General features: G+C 43.8%; 21 protein-coding genes. 3 read left to right on the top strand and 18 right to left on the bottom strand.

Annotated elements, in window-relative coordinates:
- Positions 1 to 22: 22 nt before the first annotated feature.
- The 4 genes from CGZ90_RS15780 to CGZ90_RS15795 all read right to left on the bottom strand — a co-directional run bounded on the left by CGZ90_RS15780 (position 23) and on the right by CGZ90_RS15795 (position 2,854).
- A complete protein-coding gene (locus CGZ90_RS15780; RefSeq protein ID WP_094253485.1) occupies positions 23 to 502 on the bottom strand; it encodes a VanZ family protein in 480 nt (159 codons plus the stop codon).
- An 81-nt stretch (positions 503 to 583) separates the two neighbouring features.
- Complete coding sequence (locus CGZ90_RS15785) at positions 584 to 1,186, bottom strand: DedA family protein (protein ID WP_094253486.1); 603 nt, start codon at positions 1,184 to 1,186, stop codon at positions 584 to 586.
- A 291-nt stretch (positions 1,187 to 1,477) separates the two neighbouring features.
- The gene (locus tag CGZ90_RS15790) at positions 1,478 to 2,362 is read right to left on the bottom strand and encodes a YihY/virulence factor BrkB family protein (protein ID WP_094253487.1); all 885 of its coding nucleotides are present in this window, start codon (positions 2,360 to 2,362) and stop codon (positions 1,478 to 1,480) included.
- A gap of 3 nt (positions 2,363 to 2,365) precedes the next feature.
- Entirely contained in the window at positions 2,366 to 2,854 is a 489-nt protein-coding gene (locus tag CGZ90_RS15795) for a hypothetical protein (RefSeq protein ID WP_094253488.1), read from the bottom strand.
- 167 nt (positions 2,855 to 3,021) lie between these two features.
- On the opposite strand from CGZ90_RS15795, the gene CGZ90_RS15800 reads away from it, so the two are divergent.
- Positions 3,022 to 3,276, top strand: coding sequence for a GlsB/YeaQ/YmgE family stress response membrane protein (locus tag CGZ90_RS15800; RefSeq protein WP_094253489.1), 255 nt, complete (start codon positions 3,022 to 3,024; stop codon positions 3,274 to 3,276).
- Between the two features lie 40 nt (positions 3,277 to 3,316).
- Here CGZ90_RS15800 and CGZ90_RS15805 read toward each other — a convergent pair whose 3' ends face one another.
- Positions 3,317 to 3,745 (bottom strand): GNAT family N-acetyltransferase, encoded by a 429-nt coding sequence (locus CGZ90_RS15805; protein ID WP_338032251.1) that lies wholly within the window; start codon positions 3,743 to 3,745, stop codon positions 3,317 to 3,319.
- A gap of 6 nt (positions 3,746 to 3,751) precedes the next feature.
- Positions 3,752 to 4,222, bottom strand: coding sequence for a low molecular weight protein-tyrosine-phosphatase (locus tag CGZ90_RS15810; RefSeq protein ID WP_094253491.1), 471 nt, complete (start codon positions 4,220 to 4,222; stop codon positions 3,752 to 3,754).
- Positions 4,223 to 4,311: 89 nt separating this feature from the next.
- Between CGZ90_RS15810 and CGZ90_RS15815 the strand changes: the two genes are divergently transcribed.
- A complete protein-coding gene (locus CGZ90_RS15815) occupies positions 4,312 to 5,076 on the top strand; it encodes an SIR2 family NAD-dependent protein deacylase (RefSeq protein ID WP_338032252.1) in 765 nt (254 codons plus the stop codon).
- 486 nt (positions 5,077 to 5,562) lie between these two features.
- Here the strand turns inward: CGZ90_RS15815 and CGZ90_RS15820 are convergent, their stop codons facing one another.
- From CGZ90_RS15820 to CGZ90_RS15845, 6 genes are all read right to left on the bottom strand, one after another.
- Entirely contained in the window at positions 5,563 to 6,270 is a 708-nt protein-coding gene (locus CGZ90_RS15820) for an ABC transporter ATP-binding protein (protein WP_094253492.1), read from the bottom strand.
- A 15-nt stretch (positions 6,271 to 6,285) separates the two neighbouring features.
- Complete coding sequence (locus tag CGZ90_RS15825; protein WP_094253493.1) at positions 6,286 to 7,062, bottom strand: ABC transporter ATP-binding protein; 777 nt, start codon at positions 7,060 to 7,062, stop codon at positions 6,286 to 6,288.
- Positions 7,063 to 7,077: 15 nt separating this feature from the next.
- Positions 7,078 to 8,367 (bottom strand): branched-chain amino acid ABC transporter permease, encoded by a 1,290-nt coding sequence (locus tag CGZ90_RS15830; protein ID WP_094253494.1) that lies wholly within the window; start codon positions 8,365 to 8,367, stop codon positions 7,078 to 7,080.
- A 9-nt stretch (positions 8,368 to 8,376) separates the two neighbouring features.
- Positions 8,377 to 9,363 carry a branched-chain amino acid ABC transporter permease gene (locus CGZ90_RS15835; RefSeq protein ID WP_094253495.1) on the bottom strand — a complete coding sequence of 329 codons (987 nt, stop codon included), beginning with the start codon at positions 9,361 to 9,363 and terminating at the stop codon, positions 8,377 to 8,379.
- A gap of 111 nt (positions 9,364 to 9,474) precedes the next feature.
- Positions 9,475 to 10,656, bottom strand: a complete 1,182-nt coding sequence (locus tag CGZ90_RS15840) for a branched-chain amino acid ABC transporter substrate-binding protein (protein WP_094253496.1) — start codon at positions 10,654 to 10,656, stop codon at positions 9,475 to 9,477.
- A gap of 520 nt (positions 10,657 to 11,176) precedes the next feature.
- On the bottom strand, positions 11,177 to 11,578 hold the full coding sequence (locus tag CGZ90_RS15845) for a secondary thiamine-phosphate synthase enzyme YjbQ (protein WP_094253497.1): 402 nt from the start codon (positions 11,576 to 11,578) through the stop codon (positions 11,177 to 11,179).
- 143 nt (positions 11,579 to 11,721) lie between these two features.
- On the opposite strand from CGZ90_RS15845, the gene CGZ90_RS15850 reads away from it, so the two are divergent.
- Positions 11,722 to 12,489 (top strand): DUF3050 domain-containing protein, encoded by a 768-nt coding sequence (locus CGZ90_RS15850; RefSeq protein WP_094253498.1) that lies wholly within the window; start codon positions 11,722 to 11,724, stop codon positions 12,487 to 12,489.
- Between the two features lie 48 nt (positions 12,490 to 12,537).
- Here the strand turns inward: CGZ90_RS15850 and rsgA are convergent, their stop codons facing one another.
- The 6 genes from rsgA to CGZ90_RS15880 form a co-directional block, all read right to left on the bottom strand.
- Complete coding sequence (rsgA, locus tag CGZ90_RS15855; RefSeq protein WP_094253499.1) at positions 12,538 to 13,599, bottom strand: ribosome small subunit-dependent GTPase A; 1,062 nt, start codon at positions 13,597 to 13,599, stop codon at positions 12,538 to 12,540.
- A 490-nt stretch (positions 13,600 to 14,089) separates the two neighbouring features.
- On the bottom strand, positions 14,090 to 16,456 hold the full coding sequence (locus tag CGZ90_RS15860; RefSeq protein ID WP_094253821.1) for an immune inhibitor A domain-containing protein: 2,367 nt from the start codon (positions 16,454 to 16,456) through the stop codon (positions 14,090 to 14,092).
- Between the two features lie 245 nt (positions 16,457 to 16,701).
- Positions 16,702 to 17,751 carry an SDR family oxidoreductase gene (locus CGZ90_RS15865; protein ID WP_094253500.1) on the bottom strand — a complete coding sequence of 350 codons (1,050 nt, stop codon included), beginning with the start codon at positions 17,749 to 17,751 and terminating at the stop codon, positions 16,702 to 16,704.
- A gap of 135 nt (positions 17,752 to 17,886) precedes the next feature.
- Positions 17,887 to 18,057, bottom strand: coding sequence for a hypothetical protein (locus CGZ90_RS20810; RefSeq protein ID WP_165766882.1), 171 nt, complete (start codon positions 18,055 to 18,057; stop codon positions 17,887 to 17,889).
- On the bottom strand, positions 18,054 to 18,608 hold the full coding sequence (locus CGZ90_RS15870) for a redoxin domain-containing protein (protein ID WP_338032253.1): 555 nt from the start codon (positions 18,606 to 18,608) through the stop codon (positions 18,054 to 18,056). The genes CGZ90_RS20810 and CGZ90_RS15870 overlap by 4 nt, the downstream gene beginning before the upstream one ends.
- Positions 18,609 to 18,703: 95 nt before the next feature.
- The gene (locus CGZ90_RS15880; protein WP_094253503.1) at positions 18,704 to 19,957 is read right to left on the bottom strand and encodes a prolipoprotein diacylglyceryl transferase; all 1,254 of its coding nucleotides are present in this window, start codon (positions 19,955 to 19,957) and stop codon (positions 18,704 to 18,706) included.
- Between the last annotated feature and the right edge of the window lie 2 nt (positions 19,958 to 19,959).

Raw genomic sequence — 19,959 nt, forward strand, 5'->3', positions numbered from 1 at the left:
TTTAAAATCTGTTCAGGTTTTTTTATTTCTTGCGTGAAAAATTGCGCTCAATAATCCGGAAAAAAAGTGCGCATATTTTAAAGATCAAAAGTCCGATCATTGTACCGATTCCGTTAAGAAGGATATCATCAATATCAAATATACGCTGTGCATATTGATATTGAAGCACTTCAATAATCCCGCTCGTCCCAAAGCCGATTAAAAACATCGCTCTCCAAGATGAAAGCTTGCGGCTGATAAGAGGGAGCAAAAATCCTAATGGAAAGAAAAGCATCACATTTCCGATTATATTTTTAAATATAAGCATATAATCTCTGCTATCCCACATCAATCTGATACTGTCGAACAATACAAGATTCAACGATTTCCCATAAGCATAATGATTATAAGTGAATAACGTCGCATAAATGAGTCCAGAAAGATAACAAAGGAACAGCAGGAGCCCTATCCATCTCCAAAAAATCCTCACTGCTTTTTTCTGTTTTACTGTTTTGCTGCTCATCTTTCATTCCCCTTTTATGCTCTTGTTCTTAAAGTGTACCATGCAGTGCAGGAGAGTGTATGAATAATTTGGCCAGTCTTTTCAGCCATTTCTTAATTTTCGGCTCTTTTGATATTTAAACAAAAAGAACAGTGCCAGCACAACGATGATGACAGCCGCCACAGGGAGCATATACTCCTTCACCATTGGTCCAGCTTCTTTCCATTTTGGACCGAATTTCTCTCCTAGATATACATAAAAAGCTGTAATCGGAAACATCGCTAAAAATGTATAAACAGAAAAAATCCATACATTCATTTTTGCCATTCCGCATGGCACACTGATGGTTGTCCTGACTCCAGGCAGGAATCGCCCGAAGAAGGCAACCCCCGCTCCATATTTATGAAAAAAATCATCTGCTGCATTAATTTCTTTTTCACGAATAAATACGTATTTTCCATACTTTTCAAGAAACGGTCTGCCGCCAAACCTTCCTAATGCATAAAGAGTAAGCGGTCCAAAAGTGCCCCCAAGCGTTCCGGCAAACACAGTTCCCCAAAAGTTTAAGTCTCCTTCATACACCCAGTAACCTGCAAGCGGCAGTACAAGCTCTGCAGGTACAAATTCAAAGGTCAATGCCAATACGATACCTATATAGCCAAACTGCTTCAAGTATTCAACGAACGATAATATCAACGATTCCATGGACTTCCCCTCCTTCGTATTATTGCCTAGGTAGCTGGCGGGTTTCTCCATGACCGCAATCATTATAGCAGGAATTAAAATCAGGGACAAATTAAGCTGTACGTTTTTTCGCAGCATTAATTGTACATAATTAAAAAAACCCGCCATGAGCGGGTTTGATTTTTAGTGGAAATTATTCTTTTTGTTCTGACTGCCGCTCGTTTTATGCTGGCTGTCATTTTTGTTATTTTTATTGTTGTGCGTTTGTTTCTTTGTCATGGCTTGTTCATCCTCCTTTAGTAAAGGATGTTATTAAGATTCCCTGAACCGCTCAGATAATAAGCCCCTTTTCTTGGCATAGCTGACTTTATATTTATGAAGAGTGGCATTTAAGACCCCACCGCTCAAAATGACAATTCCTGTTAGGTAAAACCAGAGCATCAGAATAATAATTGCACCAAGGCTGCCATATGTTGCCGAGTAGTTGCCAAAATGGTCAACATAAAAAGCGAAGCCGAGCGAAACAAGCTGCCATAACATCGTGGCGACTATTGCCCCGTACCACACTTCAGTAAATTTAAGCTTTTTACAAGGGCCCATATAATACAATACAGAAAAAACACCTGCAATTACGAAGAAACTGATCAGCCATCTGACTAAGCCCCAAATCTGAAGAAAAGCCGCATCCAGCCCTAGATATGAGAAAGCCACATTTCCTATCGCTTTTCCGAAGACAGGAAGAATCAGGGCCACAGCTATAGCAAAAATCAATCCAAACGTTAAAAATACGGAAAGGAGTCTTGTGATCCAAAATTTGCGGCATTCCTCTACACCGTAAGCTTCGTTAAGAGCGTGAATAACCGCATTTATTCCGTTAGAAGCTGACCAAAGTGTAGCAATAATACCAAATGAGAGGAGACCACCTTTACCGCCTTCAACAACTGCGATAAGATTTTCCTCAATAATATCCAATGAGTCTCGAGGAACATAATGTTCAAGCAAGTCCAATGCCTCGGCGGGAGTAATGAAAAAGCCGCCCAGTGTGATCATAAATATTAGAAATGGAAACAGCGAAAGCAAAAAGTAGTAAGCAAGCTGGGCAGCAAGGTCGGTAACTTCCCCTTTTTTAAAGCCGTGAAAAAATTCTATCGCGAACGCTTTAGGGGAAAGTGAACCTAAAATTCGAAACAATTTCAATGGCTAAATCCCCTGAGAATGGCCGGGAAGTGTTTCTTTGCGTTCCGCTGGTGGCATTGCGGACGTTGTTGTTGTTCCTGATGCAATCTGATGACCTGCTTCTCCTGCTTTATGCCCAATTTCTTTTAGTTCCATGCCTGCTTCTTTAATCTCCATTCCTGTATCCTTTAGATTTTGCACAGCTTCCATTCCTGACTGTTTGATTTTTTCAATATGCGCCGATGCTGATTTTAGATCTTCCATCAGCTCCTTGCCTGAAGCGGCTGCGATCTGGATTCGCTCTTTCAGCATTAATGTTGTTTCTTTCGGATTTGATCTTACTTCATTAACAATAACGGCAGATCTTCTTCCCATTTGTCTGAATTGATGCATTACCGTGTTTCTTGTTTCGCGGTCCAGCATAGCGAGTGCTGCTCCCGCAAGTGCACCTGCCATAATACCTTTCCATAGAAGAGATTGATCCTGCTGATAATTAACATAATTTGGCTGCATAATAAAATCGCTCCTTTTCTTATTTATTTCTATTTAATCTTCCCCGCAAGGCTTATGTAACAAACATTTTGTAAAGGTTGTTTATAAATAAATATCATTGGGTAACTTATGAGTACAGCCGAATAACACACAAAAAAAATTTAAAATCAAAAAAGGAGGAATCCAAAATGGGTTTTCTATGGGCACTTATTATCGGAGGTATTATTGGTTGGTTAGCAGGGTTACTTACAGGTCGTGACGTACCGGGCGGAATCATTGGCAACATTATTGCAGGTTTCGTTGGTGCTTGGCTTGGAGGATTAATCCTTGGTGACTTTGGTCCAGATGTAGCAGGATTTGCTATCATTCCAGCTATCATTGGAGCAATCGTCGTAGTGCTTATCGTGAGCGCGATCATGCGTGGTATGAGAAAACGAGCATAAATTAGCATAAAAGGAGCCCCGATGAGGGCTCCTTTTTTTGTTATAAATTTTTCTTGAATACGTAAGAAACTCTTTCATATCCCGCTTTTTCTTCATAAAAGCGATGTGCATCTGATCTTTCGAAATTAGAACTTAAAGCCACACAGCTGCACCCGTTCTGAACTGCAAACGATTCGATAAAGGAAAGCAGTTCATACCCGTATCCTTTCGACCGGGCTTCGGTGTCCGTTACGAAATCGTAAACCCATACGTGCTTTCCGTAATATAAGTTTGTCAGTACGGCTATTCCTGCTGCTGCCTTTATTTCTTCACCATCCAGACAAACGAACAGTGTGTATCCTTCTTCCCTCATTTGCGATACAAGCTCCACAAACAAATCTTCGGTCAGATGCGTTCTAAGCTGATTCACGACTGGAAAAGCTTCACGAAACTCGTGTTCCTCATTAAGCTGCCTTATTTCTCCCATCATAGCCTCCTAAAGCGACTCGCGGCGTACTATTTCATTCAGCAGATTCTCGCATCCTTCAGTCACAAGATCATATACCTCATTAAAGTTTCCAGTAAAGTAGGGGTCCGGTACATCTTCATATTCACTTCTTGGCACAAAATCGAGCAATCGTGCAATATGTCCCGTCTTTCTTTGGCTGGCCATGCGGTGCATGTTTCCGATATTTTCTGCATCCATACCGATTAAATAATCAAAATCTGTTAAATCAGTCTGCTTTAGCTGTCTTGCTTTCTGGCCAGAATACGAAATATTTCTCTCGCTTAAGATTCCCCGCGTTCCTTCATGCGGAGGCTCTCCTACATGCCAGTTACCTGTTCCAGCAGAATCAACTCTAATTTTATGTGACAGCCCGCGGTCCTCCACAAGCTTGCGGAACACCGCTTCAGCCATCGGTGAACGGCATATATTCCCTAAACAAACGAAAAGGACTTTTATCATAAAAACAAATCCTCCTTAATACGGTTACTAAAAGTATACCTCTTATAAGAAGAAAAATTAAGAGAGCTTATCTTTTAAGAGACTATGTTATGATGAAAAAAAAAGAACAGGGAGTGTGGGAAATGGAAGAAAAAATCCTTGAGCTTGCAAGCTGGATCCGCAATTCCAAGCGAACTGTACTGCTTACAGGAGCTGGCATGTCAACCGAGAGCGGCATTCCTGATTTCAGGTCTCAGACAGGTCTTTGGGCTAAGTACGACCCAGCGTACGTTTCATCCACTGATGCTCTTCGCGATCATTATGATTTATTCCGTGACTTTTACACGCTGCGCATAGACGATGTGACGAACTTTATCCCGCATGAAGGATATCATATTCTGACGAAAATGCAATCTGCCGGAATGATAACCTCCATTGCCACACAAAATGTGGACGGATTTCACGCTTTATCAGGTTCACAGGATGTATTAGAGCTGCATGGCTCGCTTCGGACTGTTTCTTGTCATGATTGTGGAAATAATGCTACTCATCAGGATTTTACCGATAAAAAAACTTGCCAGCATTGCAGCGGCAAACTGCGTCCAGATATCGTGCTGTTCGGGGAGATGCTGCCTCAGGATGTATGGCAGAAAGCAATGAGCCACATTGAGAAATCAGACTTAGTGATTGTGATCGGAACAAGTCTGCAGGTCTATCCCGTTAACCAGCTTCCCTCATTAACAAGAGGAAAAACTGTTCTCATTAACAGGGAAGATGCCAATCATACACATTTATTTGACCTTACTATACATGGCAGCGCAAGAGAAGTTCTGTTGAAGCTTTCAAGTGTGCTTTTTGAAGAAAGCAAGGCATAATTAGAACACAAGGAAGCAGTTGATCTCCGTTTCAGGCACACGCTTTCCGCGGGGCGTGGCGAAAAGCAGAAACGGCTCGTTCAGCCACGACAAGCAAAAGGGAAAGGGGCCGGTAAGTCGCTCTTTGACTTATTGGACACTTGCCCTTTTGACCTCGAGTGGCTAGCCGTTTTCTGCTGGACAGGTGAGCCACTTGCCGCTACGCGCCATTGAGTGTCTCACCTGACCGCTTGTCCCGCTGGAGTCGGCGCCTTACACTCCGATCAACTTTATCAATGAAGGATTCACGATGATTAAGCGAATGTGATGGATATGTCAGTCACAGCAATTGAACCTAAACGAAACATTCCTCACAATTTAGCGTTGTAGCTTAATTAATACTTCAGTGGTAACTCCGCAGAATTTTTTTAGAAATCAAACTGGTCAAAGGCAACAGTCTTTTAGAAAGAAAAAAAGACCGGATATGGTCTTTTTTCATGGATTGAATTATGCCAAATACGCTTCCCTCACTTGCTCGTTCGTGATTAGGTCCGATCCTTGTCCGCTCATGACGATCTCGCCAGTCTGTATCACGTAACCCCGGTGTGCCACCTGAAGGGCCTGAAACGCATTCTGTTCTACTAAAAGAATAGTCATCCCTTCCTTGTTGAGTTCTGTTATGATGTCGAAAATTTGTTCCACGATAACCGGCGCAAGGCCCATGGAAGGTTCATCAAGCAGGAGCAGATCTGGCTTGCTCATGAGTGCTCGCCCGATTGCGAGCATCTGCTGTTCGCCGCCGCTCATCGTTCCTCCTTTTTGTGATAAGCGTTCCTTTACTCTAGGAAAATAGTGAAACACTTTTTCCATACGATCTTGAATAGCTTTTTTGTCTTTGACCGCGAAAGCACCCATCTCCAGGTTTTCTTTTACCGTCAGTCTCGGAAAAATCCTACGCCCTTCTGGAACATGAGCGATGCCTGTCTTTGCCGTAACGTGCGCTGGCTGGCTGGAAATGTTTTTGCCGTTAAACAGAACGCTGCCAGACTTGGGCTGCACCTGTCCGCAGATTGTTTTCAGCGCAGTTGATTTTCCTGCTCCATTCGAGCCTATTAAAGTAACAATCTCCCCTTTTTCGACTTTAAGAGAGATGCCCTTTAAGGCATGAATGCCGCCATAATATGTTTGTATGTCCTTCAATTCAAGAATGCTCATGCGACTCTCCTCCTTTTATGCCCCTGTTACCGCGCTCTTACCCAAGTAAGCCTCAATAACATTTACATTATTGCGGATTTCTTCAGGCTTCCCTTCCGCAATCTTGACACCGTGATCCAGAACGAAAATCTGTTCCGAGATCTCCATAACGAGCTTCATATCATGCTCAATCAGGACGATCGTCAAGTTCAGCTCTTCTCGCATCCGATGAATAAATTCCGTCAGTTCTCTCGTTTCACGCGGGTTCATTCCGGCTGCAGGCTCGTCCAGCAGCAGCAGTTTCGGTTTCGTCGCAAGCGCTCTGGCGATCTCCAATCTGCGCTGTGCACCATAAGGAAGATTCTTCGCTTCTTCATTCAAAAGGCTGCCGAGGCCAACATATTCCAGCCACTCATAAGCCTCTTCCTTTGCTCTCTTTTCTTCGCGCCGGACAGACGGCGTCTGCAACAAAGTACCGAATATTCCGCCCTTTAAATGATTGTGAAGACCGACCATCACATTTTCAAGAACAGTAATATTAGAAAAAAGACGGATGTTCTGAAATGTTCGAGCGATGCCATGCCTTGAAATTTCATGAGGCTTTAACCCGACTAGCGAGGTAGAACCAAGCTGAACGTTTCCGTTATCAGGCTGATAAACTCCTGTCACGAGGTTAAAAAAAGTAGTCTTCCCTGCACCGTTCGGCCCGATAACCGCAGTGATGGACTCTTTTTGGACGGTGATGTCAACACCGTTAACCGCTGTGAGGCCGCCGAATTTTTTTGTTAAATTGCTGACTGCTAATATAGACATCCGAATGCCCTCCTCTTAAGCCTGCATAGCTCGGTCTTCCGGGACGGAAGACTTTTTTCCCGTCTGCTTTGCCGCATGCGCTTTTAACTCTTCTTCATTAAATACTGGGTTTTTTGCAGGAATTAGTCCCTGCGGACGATAAATGGCAAACAGTATGAGAATCGCACCGAAAATAAATCGCTGCATTTTAGATGGTGACAACGCTTCGGGAAAGCTAATGGCCCCTTCCATACTCATCTGGTTCAGCCAGTTCGTCACTTCCGTCAGCACCTGCAGGTTAAGGATCGTGACGACCGCCGCACCAAGGATAACTCCAGGCACACTGCCCATCCCGCCAAGGATAACCATAACTAGAATTGTGATCGACTCTAGCAAAGTAAAGCTTGTAGGATCAACAAATGCCTGCTTGGCAGCGAACACAACTCCCATCATTCCAGAGAACGATGCACCGATAGCAAATGCCAGCAGCTTTGTTTTTACAAGGTGAATGCCCATCGACTGTGCTGCAATTTCGTTTTCACGCACCGCTTTCCACGACCGGCCAATTCTTGAATACTCAAAGTTTCTTACCGCGAACATTACAACTACAAGTATCCCAAGAACGATATAGTAAAACTGGCTTGGATACGTAAACTGCATGCCGAAAAGCTCAGGCGGTGTAACAGATGAAATGCCCATCGCGCCGTTCGTAAAATTGATCGGCTTATCCAGGTTGTTGTAAACGATACGGATGATTTCTCCAAATCCGAGCGTAACTATTGCGAGATAGTCGCCTTTTACCCGAAGAACCGGTATACCGAGCAAAACTCCGCAAAGTGCTGCAGCAAAGCATCCGACTAGGATAAAGAGCCAAAAGCTTTCGCCGGATAGCGGGTATTCCCCGAAAGGCATAAAGTTTGATGCCTGTCCTGTAGCAAATATGCCGTACGTATAAGCTCCTATCGCGAAGAAGGCAACAAATCCAAGATCAAGAAGACCGGCTAGCCCGACTACAATGTTCAGTCCGAGCGCCATGGCCACATAAATTCCGACGAGAGTGGCAACTTCCATATAAGACTGATAGGACGGTCCGCTGCTTGCCGCCCATGGCAGCACGCCGACCAGCACAACTCCTGCCAGCAGCCATTTGAGCCGATTCGAAAGCTGTGTGTAATAAAGAAGCAATAAAGAAAATAAGAGCAGCAAGAACGCAACAACCGATTTCTGTGACAGGTACAATGCCAGCGAGGTGATCAGCACATACACTCCGATCAGCACACCTTGAGCGATTTTATTGCCAGATAAGAATGATTTTAGCTTTTCCATGACGTTCACCTACACTTTCTCGGTAACTGCTTTTCCAAACAGTCCTTCTGGCTTGAAAATCAAAACGATGATCAGTATTCCGAAAGCAAATACATCTTTGTATTCAGCAGTGAAGACACCGCCTGTGAGCTTTTGTAAATTGGCTGAGGCGAACATTTCTAGAACACCCAGCAGCAATCCGCCGAACATAGCTCCCCGGATGTTGCCGATCCCGCCAAGCACCGCAGCGGTAAATGCTTTTAAACCAAGAATAAATCCTATGTATGGATTGATCGTTCCATACTGCATCGCAAACAAAACCCCAGTGGCTCCTCCAAGTGCTGAACCGATAAAGAACGTCAGTGAAATAACTTTATTGACGTTAATGCCCATAAGTGCAGCTGTATCTCTGTCCTGCGCAACAGAACGCATCGCCATACCCCACTTAGACTTGTTAACGAAGAAGTCCAGACCGATCATCATCAATATCGCTGAAACGAGCAGGATGACAGATGACGTTTTTAAAATCGCATCGTTAAAATGGCTCCAGATCGATGAAAAATCAAGTCCGATCTTCGAGTCGAACAATTGAGGTCCTGTAACGATATAATTGCCCCTCTTCCATTCTGTGATGAAGCGGACAATATCCTGAAGCAGGAACGAAACACCGATTGCTGAAATCAGCGTGATAAGTTTTGGCGCTTTTCTTAATGGCCGGTATGCCACCCTCTCTATGCCCATCCCGAGGACACCTGTAACAAGTGATGTCACAACAAGCACGATAAGCAAAGCAAGTATCGCAGGCATGACCGCAAGCCAGCCCGCTCCTGACATAAAGAACAAGACGGCGACTCCAACGAAAGCTCCTGTCATGAAAATTTCGCCGTGAGCAAAGTTTATCAGTTCCAAAATTCCGTAGACCATCGTGTAGCCGAGCGCGATGACCGCATAGATGGCACCGAGCGTCAGGCCATCGACAAGCACCTGGGGCAGTGTTTGCAAAATCTCACTAATCATGTCACTTCCTACCTTTCAATGGATGCTTAAATTTCCCTCTGAAACTTCCTTTAAAAAAACAAGAGGGAGTTGGCCTTTGGGGTCACTCCCTCTTTTTGCTGGCACTTCATTTTATTTGCTGATTTCTCCTTCTTGCTTGCCTGGGTATTTAGCTTCTTCAAACTTGTAAATGTAAACCTTCGCAAACTTGTTGTCGCCCTTGTCGTCAAAGCCAACCTTTGTTACAACACCTTGGAAATCCTGAATTTTGCGGATGTGCTCTGCAACAACCTTGCGCTCAGGAAGCTTATCATCGTTCGCCTTGATAGCTGCCTCAAGACCTTGAAGCACAACGCTCATAGAGTCATAGCCGTAAGCCGAATAAGACTCGATCGTTTTGTTGAACTTATCTTTGTATTTTGAAGCAAACTTTTGCCCTTCTGGCGTCTTGTTCGCATCAGCTGCTACTGAAGTGTAGTAAACATTCTTTACAGCGTCGCCAGCTATTTCAACAAGAGTGGAGGAATCAAGACCATCTCCGCCCATGAATGGCACGTCGATACCCTTCTCGCGAGCCTGCTTGATTAAAAGAGCTCCTTCAGTGTAAAGTCCGCCGAAGAATACAAGATCAGGTTTCTTTGCAACAACCTGGTTCAGAACACCATTGAAGTCAGTTTCTCCGACCGTGATCCCTTCGTATCCAAGAATCTCAGCTCCGCCTTCTTCCGCAGCTTTTTTGAACGCGTCAGCTAAGCCTTGTCCATATGCAGTTTTATCTTGTACGAGGAAGATTTTCTTCGCACCGATTGTTTTAATAGCAAAGTCCGCCCCTGCAGGTCCTTGGAAGTCATCACGTGCAACGATGCGGTTGACCGTTTTTAAACCGCGGTCTGTAACATCTGTCGCCGTGTTGGCTGGTGACACCATCGGCACATTATACTTTTCATATACTTCAGAAGACGGGATAGATACTCCAGAATTCAAGTGTCCCACGACCGCCATTACTGCCGTATCCGCACCAAGCTGGTTAGCGTTGGATACCCCTTTTTTCGGGTCAGCCTGATCATCATATGGAACGAGCTGGAGCTTGAAGCCCATCTTTTCAAATTTCTTTTTGTTTTCCTCAAGAGCAAGCTGGGCACCAAGCTTAATGGATTCCCCTAGTGTTGCACTTCCTCCAGATAGAGGTGTCTGTGTTGCAATTTTAATGACTTTTCCTCCTGATGACCCGCCGGATTCCCCGCCGCAGCCTGCCAAAAGTCCTAATGAAAGTGCGGATGCCATCACTACCGCCAAGCTTTTCTTAAGCACCACCCAAAATCCCCCTTTGTTGTTGTTTGAATTTTTAGATTATTAATACTATTTAAAAAAATAGTACAGTATAAACTCGTCCCAAACAACTAGTTTTTTACACTTTTAATAAAAAATTGATTTAATTTAAATGTTTTCCTGTTCATTCGACAAGATAACAAGGAGGGTGACACCTAAAAAAGGCTGTATTCGTAAACTATGTTGCTTTTATTGAATTCAGAGAAGAGGTTGATCTCCGTTTCAGGCGCACGCTTTCCGCGGGGTGAGCGGTGGAGTCGGCACATTCCACTCCAATCAACTTTATCAATGATGGGATCAAGATGTTCAAGCCATTTTGATGAAAGAATCAGCCGAAGCATTTGAAGGGAAAATAGAAACATTTCTTTTGGTTAGGCGTTGAAGCTTAACTTCTTCACAGGCAAAACCGCTGAAAGTTCTCTACAAACCAATCTGTTCAAAAGCAACAATCTTTAGAAAAGAGCCGAAAAAAAGACGGCAGAAAATTATATTCTGCCGTCTACTATTATTTTTTTAAGATTTCCGCGAAGTAGTTTCGCCTTCTAGGGCCGTCAAACTCACAGAAGTATATTCCCTGCCAGGTGCCGAGAATTAATTCCCCTTCTGAGATCAAAACCATTTGTGATGCTCCCATCGTGCTTGCTTTCAGGTGTGATGCGGTATTTCCCTCTGCATGCCGGTATTTCGGATGTTCCCAAGGGTATACCTCATCCAGCCTCATAATCATGTCCCGCTTCACATCGGGGTCGGCATTTTCATTGATTGTAATCCCTGCAGTTGTATGCGGACAGTACACGTATAGCACGCCATCCTGTATACCTTCCTCTTCTACATACGCCTGCAATGTCGAGGTGATTTCGTAAAACTCATCTCTTTCGTGAGTTTGAATCGTAAATTTTTGTGCCAATCATCCCGCCTCCTTTCATGTTCACTACAGCTATTCCCTTTTTCGCCAGTTATCCTTCATACAATTTTCACAGTTTCAAGCGTAAAAAGCCTTTTTTACACGGTAAAATAATGTCGAGAATACATTGTGAAAGGATGAACAAAATGAGCCAATCTTATGTAAAAGAGTTAGAAGAAGTACGCGACCGTCTGCTTGGCCATCCTCTATATAAACAGATGACGAACGCTGAGCGCATTAAAGTATTAATGAAACATCACGTATTTGCTGTTTGGGATTTTATGAGTTTATTGAAAAAATTGCAGCAGGAGCTGACTAGCGTATCCGTTCCATGGATGCCTCAGCCGCACCCTGAATATGCCCGGTTTATTAATGAAATCGTTCTTGGCGAAGAAACAGACGAAGACGGTGAGGGCGGCTATATCAGCCACTTTGAGCTGTATTACCGAGCAATGGAAGAAGTCGGAGCAGACTATTCCGCTATGGAGGAATATTTGAACTCACTAAAATCTGGAGCTGATCCAATTGAAGCGTTAGGTCAAAGCTCTATTCCCGGTACGGCTGGTGATTTTGTGAAGCACAGCCTCAGTCTGGCTATGAATGGAAAACCGCATGAAGTAGCGGCTGCATTCTTCTATGGCCGCGAGGATCTTATTCCAGATATGTTCCAGACACTTGTCGATGAAGTCGAAGCAAACGGTGTTGACGCGCACTGGCTGAAATATTATCTGCACCGCCACATCGAGCTTGACGGCGACGAGCACGGACCGTTAGCTGAACGGCTGCTGCTGTCGCTGTGCGGCGGAGATGCTGTAAAGCTGCAGGAAGCAGAACGGACCGCAAAAGAAGCGCTTGAATACCGCATTAAGCTTTGGGACGGCGTGCTGCAGGAAATTGAAGAAAAAGGGCTTTAAATATGAAATCCCCTGTAGGACAACATGTCCTCAGGGGATTCTTGTGTTTTATTTGCGGTGAACTCTCGTGCGGTCACCGGCGATTTTTTTCCACTTGGCACGCTCTGCATTCGCCAAACGCTGATCTTCCTTTCTTGCAAGGAAGGCCAGTTCGCGCTGCAGCTTTACATAGCTTTGATACCTGGAAGCATCAAGTGTGCCGTCTTCAAGTCCCTCTTTTACTGCACATCCAGGTTCGTTATTATGCGTGCAATCATTGAATCGGCATTGCTCAGCTATCGACTCAATATCTTGAAAACTTTGGCCGACGCCTTCGTCTGCTTCCCATAGCTGAAGCTCGCGCATTCCCGGCGTATCGATCAGAACGCCTCCGCTCTCCATCACAAGCAGTTCACGGTGTGTCGTTGTATGGCGCCCGCGGCTGTCTTCTTCTCTGACCGCGTTCGTTTTCAGCACTTCGCTGCCATATAAATAGTTGGCGAGTGTAGATTTCCCTACGCCCGAAGAACCAAGTAATGCGACCGTTTGACCTTCGCCAAGGTAAGGCTGGAGTTCATCCAATCCCGCTCCTGTTTCAACGCTCACGGCATGAATCGGCACTCCAAAAGCAACAGATTCAGTCAGGCGGATTTTCTCATCGACATCATTGCATAAATCAGCTTTGCTCAAAATCACGACAGGATTCGCGCCGCTCTCATAAGCCATCAGCAAGTATCGCTCTAACCTTCTAATATTAAAATCATGGTTCAGTGCGTTCACCAAAAAGACGGTGTTTACGTTAGTCGCGACGATCTGTTCTTCTGTTATAAGCCCTGCTGCTTTACGCGAAAACTTGCTGAAGCGCGGAAGTATGGCATGAATCGTCGCTTTTTGCTCTTCAGGCCGAGCCTGCACTGCGACCCAGTCACCAACAGCCGGAAAGTCGCCGCGGCCCTCTGCTTCATGACGCATCTTTCCGGTTACTTCACCCAAAAGCTCTCCGTGTTCCGTTAGTACACGATAAATCCTTTTATGCTCAAGGCTGATTCTGCCAGGGACGAGGCCCTGCTCTTTATAGATTTGAAATGCTTCCTGCAGACTATCATTAAATCCTAATTTTTGTAATTTCAAGTTTGTTTCCTCCAATGAGTTGTTTGTTTTTTTGATAATAAAAAAAGAACCGCATTGCACGGTTCTCGTGATGCACACTTCTGCCTAGAGGCAAAAATGCGCATATAAAAACCATGAACCGACACGCAGCCCATGGCAAAATAACAAACTCATGAAAAGGAAAGTTTTAAACTATACCCGTTCGATCGTTTCCAAAGGCTGCACTATGCAATTAACAATGAATGTATTCACAATCGATACCATAATGCATTCCTCCTTTGGCGAACTTGGTAATTAATGCCTTAAGTATAATATAGTATGTGAATTTTTGTAAAGCGTTATTCTAAAGAAAACTTGGCTGACGCTATGCCTTTAAGTCAGCCTTAGTTGCGCTTATACTTTATACCTTAACTTTTTGACTACGTCGAATCTCTGCTTTGTAAAAAAGTTATGCTCTCTTAAAGTGTAAAAAATAAAAAAACTGGCGCGAAATCCGCCAGTTTTTTCATTATTACTTCTTGTAGATCCAGACAGCTCCTGCAGAGTTGTCTTTTGCTTCTCCAAGAACCTGGAACTTAAGACCGAACTTAGGAACAAGACGTCCAGCATCGTCAATTACTCCGCCTGCAAGTTTGCCATTGTAGTCTTTGTAATCGATATAAGCTTTGGAATCATCAAATCCAGTTACACCAGTAAGACCTTTGTAATCAAAGATTCCACGTGATGGAGAATCGATGTACCATTTAGGTGACTTATCAAATGAGAATGCAGCATCAGCAACCTGGTAGCGTGTAGACTGCGCTACTGTTGGAAGGCCGTTAAGCTTACCAACGATCGCTTTAGGATGTGCATCTACTACTCCAAGGAACCCTTGGCCAGCATGTTGTCCTACCCAGTTATCTGTGAAGCTTTCATCTGCATACCATACTAGCATACCCGTGTTGTACTTCACGCCGCGAGAGAAAGCAAGAGCCTTATCCGCGCCAGCGTAGTTTCTCCACTCGATGTAGTAGTAGTGGTCTTTCTTATCAAATCCGTTTGAAACAACAGCTCCGTCTAAAGTAAGCTTAGGCGTTCCTTCTGCATCATCAGAGAAAACAACTGCGCCGTCAGCTGTAACAACAAGGTTATCCATAGCAAAGCCTTCAAGTGCAAGGCCGCCATCCGTTACGTACTCAAACTGGATTTTAACTTTCTTGCCTGCATACTCAGAAAGATCATAATGCTTGTCGACCCATAGACCTTTAGTAGATTCTGCACGAGCATCTCCATCCGTGTCATTATCTCCATAAGTATCAATCGTCTTTGAAACGCCATCTGCAATTACATTTACATACAGATAGTCATAATCGAATTCAACATCATAGTAAGCTTTAAAATCGACACTTGCAGTTGTTTTTCCTGTCAAATCAATCTCAGGCGTTGTCATCGCTGTATGAAGATCGTCGCCTTTTGTGCTGTAGTAATATTTCTGGCCAAACTTCGGCTGAATTCCTTTAACATCCTTCTTAGGAAGGTTAACTTTTACGATACCTGGGTTATTGGATTTTGTAACAGACTGATCGATAACAGTTGCTACACCCTTTTTCTGCAGGTCTGCATAGTTAACTTCCTTAATGTTAGCCCAGTTTCCGCCCATCGTATCTTGGAAGAATTCCTTATTTTGAGGCGAGAAGCTAGTCGGTGCTGTACCAGCGATGTTACCGTTCCAGCTTCCTCCAGACATGATAGACCAAGATGCTACTGGCTCTCCATCACCAGAGTACTGAGTGTCATACTCATCTGGAAGACCAAGGTCATGGCCGTATTCGTGTGCGAATACACCTACAGCACCGTCTTCAGGCTGGATTGTGTAGTCGTAAGCAGCCATTTTCCCGCCCCAGTATCCAACTTTTGCAGTTGTATTCGGAACAGGGAATACTCCGTTCAGTACCCAGCGGTGAGACCAGATTGCATTGTCGCCAAGCTTGCCGCCGCCAGCTTCCTGACCAGTTCCAGCATGGATGATCATCAAGTGGTCAACAAGACCGTCCGGCTCGTTCTGTTCGCCGTCACCGTCAAGATCGTAAAGATCAAACTCATCGTATTCAGAAAGGTCCATGCCCTTAGCTACTGCCGCTTTAAGAGCTTCTTTTACAAGATCACGAGGCCCTAGAGGCGCCAAGTTATCATGGCCGCCAGCAGGATTATCATCTCCATAATCTGCTGCTTTACCTGGAACAGTCAGCCACTCAGAAACCGTACCGTCTACAGTGTAGCTTCCGCCAGACTGCTCTTCATAATATTGCTTGAACGTTTGAACCTTTTCACCGTTAAAGAGGGTGAATTCGTTATCGCCGAACATCAATTTTTCATAATGTTCTTTGTTAAAGTCGTCAGAATACATGTAGCCATCTTCTTGGATAACATTGTTGTGTTTGAAGTCTTCAAACTCTGTTAATAGAACAAGAACCTTATCTTCTCTCACATCACCCTTGTATGTAGCAGGCTTAGCCGGATTAACTTTTACCAATCCGCTTGAAGAAGTTGTGCTCTTATTAAGACTGTGGCTTTTGTTAAGCTTGTTAGAAAGACTTTCCTTTTGCTTAGCCAAGAAATCTTTTGTTTTTACATCCATTTCGTGAGCATGCTCTGAATGCTTGTCCGTTTTTGAAACAGATCCGCCAGTCTTCATGCCCTTTTTGTTAATATAGTTCGAAACTGCTTTTTCAACCTGTGCTTTTGAAGCTTTTGATGAAATAAGCCCGCGTTTCTGTAAAGATTTTGCTAAACGGTCATGATCAATAATGTTGAGGTCAACCGGTGCTGATGCCAATACATTTGCTGCTGCCGGTTTAGCCTCTTCCTTCGCTTCCTTCGTAAAGGCAGCTGGAGCCATAACCCCAAGGGCCAAGCTTGTCACCAATAGTGACGTCCCTAACTTCTTCCCCCAATTATCCAACCTCATCCCTCCATAGTTAGAACATATTAAATATTCTGTAATTTCTTACTATATGAAGGTAACATATTCCAAGTATTTTAGAACGGGTATATGGAACTATATGTAAGTTAGATTAATAGGACTTTAGAATCATTTATAAAAAATAAAAACCACTGCTGATTTTTCAACAGTGGCTTACTTCGTTATTTTATAGACTTTTCATACCCAAAAATGATTCTTCTCAGCATCACTGTATCCATCTGCAGTGCCTTTTTGCCTGCTTTGGTCATTAGAGTACGTGTGTTTTTTGCGTCAAATTGAATGTTCCGGGTCAAATAGTCCCTGTAAACAGCAATCATATCATTCAAGCTGCGCTCTTCAGGCGAAAGGTCAGCTTCTGATTCAAACGGCACTGTATCAATGTTCTCAATTTCCAGGTTCTCGCAGATGATGTTCAATGCATCTATACTGTTTGGCGGATCGCTGTTCGTAATATTATAAATGCTACCGTCTTCTCCAAAGTGAATGGCTTCTTGCAGAACATCTGCTACATAATCCACTGGAACAAGGTTTTGTGTGCTATCGGGTTCACACAGCAGACGGTACGTTTTGCTCCCTTTATTTTGGCGTTCCATCCGTTTCTTGAACACCTCTAAGCTCCTCATTAAACCGTACATCGTAAATTTCGAGTCCGCTTCCCCTGTTATCGAATCTCCAACTATAATCGCCGGACGAAGAATTATGACGCCGAAATGTTGCTGATAATCAAACACAAGATGTTCAGCCTTGCATTTGCTTTCTTCATAAGGATTGTTGAACGGCCCCGTTTCCGAATACAGCCGTTCCTCCCCGTACTCTCTTGTTCCGAGTGTGTAGGCAGTGGATACGTAAAAAAAGCGTTTTGCCTTCATAGCTTTTGCTGCCTCAAGTGCGTGCAGCGTTCCTGTGTAATTTATATCATGAAGTTCTTCTTTTAAATGCAGATCAAATTTCACGAGTGCTGCCATATGGTAAAAGACATCGACCTCACCGCTAAGTTCCTCTAACTGATCATGTGACAAACCGAGATTAGGATGAGTAATATCTCCACTGATTATATGAATGTTAGAATTCTTATGATTAATTCCATCTAAAATAGCAGCTGCTTTGCTCAAGCTCCTTGCCAAAATATAGAGGGTGTGCCCTTGCTCGGCAAGACCTTTAATTAGCTTTCCGCCTAAAAAACCGGTCGCCCCAGTTAAAAAGATATTCATATTCTGATTTTCCTTCCTGGTTATCTTACCTTTATAGTACCATAGTAAAAGAACTAAATTAAGGTATGATAAAAGGCCGCCCTTTCCCAGGGCGGCCTTCACGAGTGGTGTCCATTCGGGGTACCGTACCCCCAATTATTCTTCTCTTTCTCTTTCAGGCTTGGCAATGTTGATGGCTGCTGTTTCGTTGTTCATGTAGTCTGTTGTGTGTGGCTGGTCTTCTTCCTGCCCGATGCCATAAAAAAAGTCATTTATCTTTTCTTCAGCCCTAGCTGTCTCATTTTGCTTCTCTTCTTCTCGGTTCATGATTGAGTGTCTCCTTTGCATTCTTCACATGCTGAAAATACTTCTTCGTACATATCCTGCTTGTTTGCATCGAAATTCGTGTTGCAATAGCGCAGTATGCCTTCCTTATCCACCACAAAACAAGAACGAATAGCTGTCCCGTCTTTCTCATTAAGGACACCGAATGCTTTAACCGTCTTTTTGTGCCAGTCTGCAAGTAAAGGGTACGGAAGTGTGCCGAGCGCTGCTGCAAAAACATTATGAGAGTATATGTGATCGACGCTTATTGCGAGCACTTCTGTTTCGGCTTCTTCAAACCTTTTATAATCCTCTTTCCAAGAGGTGATTTCCTTAATTCAGCCAGGGGTAAAATTAAGAGGATAAAAAGCAACAAGAACGTTCTTTTCTCCTTTAAAATCCGATAGCGAAATGTCTTTGCCACTTGTAGATGGCAGACTGAATTCAGGTGCCTGATCTCCAGCTTTCAGCATCATCCCACCTCCTTTTATTATCCTGTTTATAGTTCCCTCATTTTTCAAATGCAAACAGCGAAACTTGAAGATAAAGCACATTTAAAAAGAGAGGGGTACTGTACAAATGATGGTAACGTACCCCCTGACCTCAGAAAAAAACCAGAGACGCAGTGGTCTCTGGCTTTTTTGAGTAATTATTGAACGATTACTGTTTCTTCAATTGTTGTAATCGGTTCTGTTACAGGCTCTTCAGTGATAATTTCAACACTGTCTTCTGCAGGCTCAGACGCCTCATCTTGAGCTGGTTCTTGTACAGGCACAGCATGTACTGCAGAGTTTGCAGCAGCGCGCTTTTTCGCTGTCTCGCTAGCTTTTACTGAAGCAGATGCTTTAGCCTTGTTAATCTCAGAAACAGTTGTTTCCGTATCAGCTTGTTCAGGTGCTTCAGTTTCAGGAGTTTCTTCTGTCTCAGGAGCTTCTGGAAGTTCTGCTTCAGGTGCTTCTTCTGTCTCAGGAACTTCTGGAAGTTCTGCTTCAGGAGTTACTTCTGTCTCAGGAACTTCTGGAAGTTCTGCTTCAGGTGCTTCCTCTGTTGCAGGAACTTCTTCAGCAGGTGTTTGCTCTTCTGTGTTGTCTTCTCCTGCAAGCACAGCTGAATTTGGAGATGCATGAAGCTTTGCGTTTTCGCTTGCATGCTCAGCTGCCTGAGAATTAATTTTGTTTTGTAAAGATGGATTAACTTTTTCAGATTCCTCTTCAGTCTGTTCATCATCTGAAGTAGAATTATCATCTTCCTTCACAGCATCATCATCAGAAACTTCTTTTACGATTTCTTTGTCACGCTTTTTCTTTTCTTTTTTAGCTTTTTTCTTTTTCTTATCTTTCTTTTCCTTTAAGACAGCCTCAGGCTTGTCTTTTTCCTGGTCATCAGACTCTTCCTTTTCTTCGTCTTCTTCAGGAGCAGGAGTTTGTTCTGGTGCAGGAACAGTTACAACTTCATCCTCTTCAGGGGCAGGAGCTGGTTCTTCAGTTGGAACTTCAACCGGGATCTCAACTACCACTTCTGGAGTTTCTTCTTTCACATCTTCCACAGGCTCAGCTGGCACAGGTACAGCTACCGGTGCATGAACAGCTGAGTTAGGCGCGGCATGTTTTTTAGCATTTTCACTGGCATGCTCTGCAGCCTGTGAATGCGATTTATCCTTCACCTTCGTCTGTTTGTCAGCTTTATGTGCGGTTGCAGCTTTGTTCGCTTTTTCCTGCTTGCCATGAGGTTTTGCAGCAGGCTTATGAGCTTTATGCCCTCTTTCTACAGCTGTGTTAGGCTTTCCTTTTCCTTCCGCTTTGTGTCCGGAAGCATCGGCAGTTCCAGCTCCAGCCATAGCAGCAAGAGTTAATGCACCTGCAAAAACAAGAGTTCTGACAAAAACACGGTTATTCTTTTTCATAA

Source organism: Fictibacillus aquaticus (genome assembly GCF_002245695.1).
GTDB classification, from domain to species: domain Bacteria; phylum Bacillota; class Bacilli; order Bacillales; family Fictibacillaceae; genus Fictibacillus; species Fictibacillus aquaticus.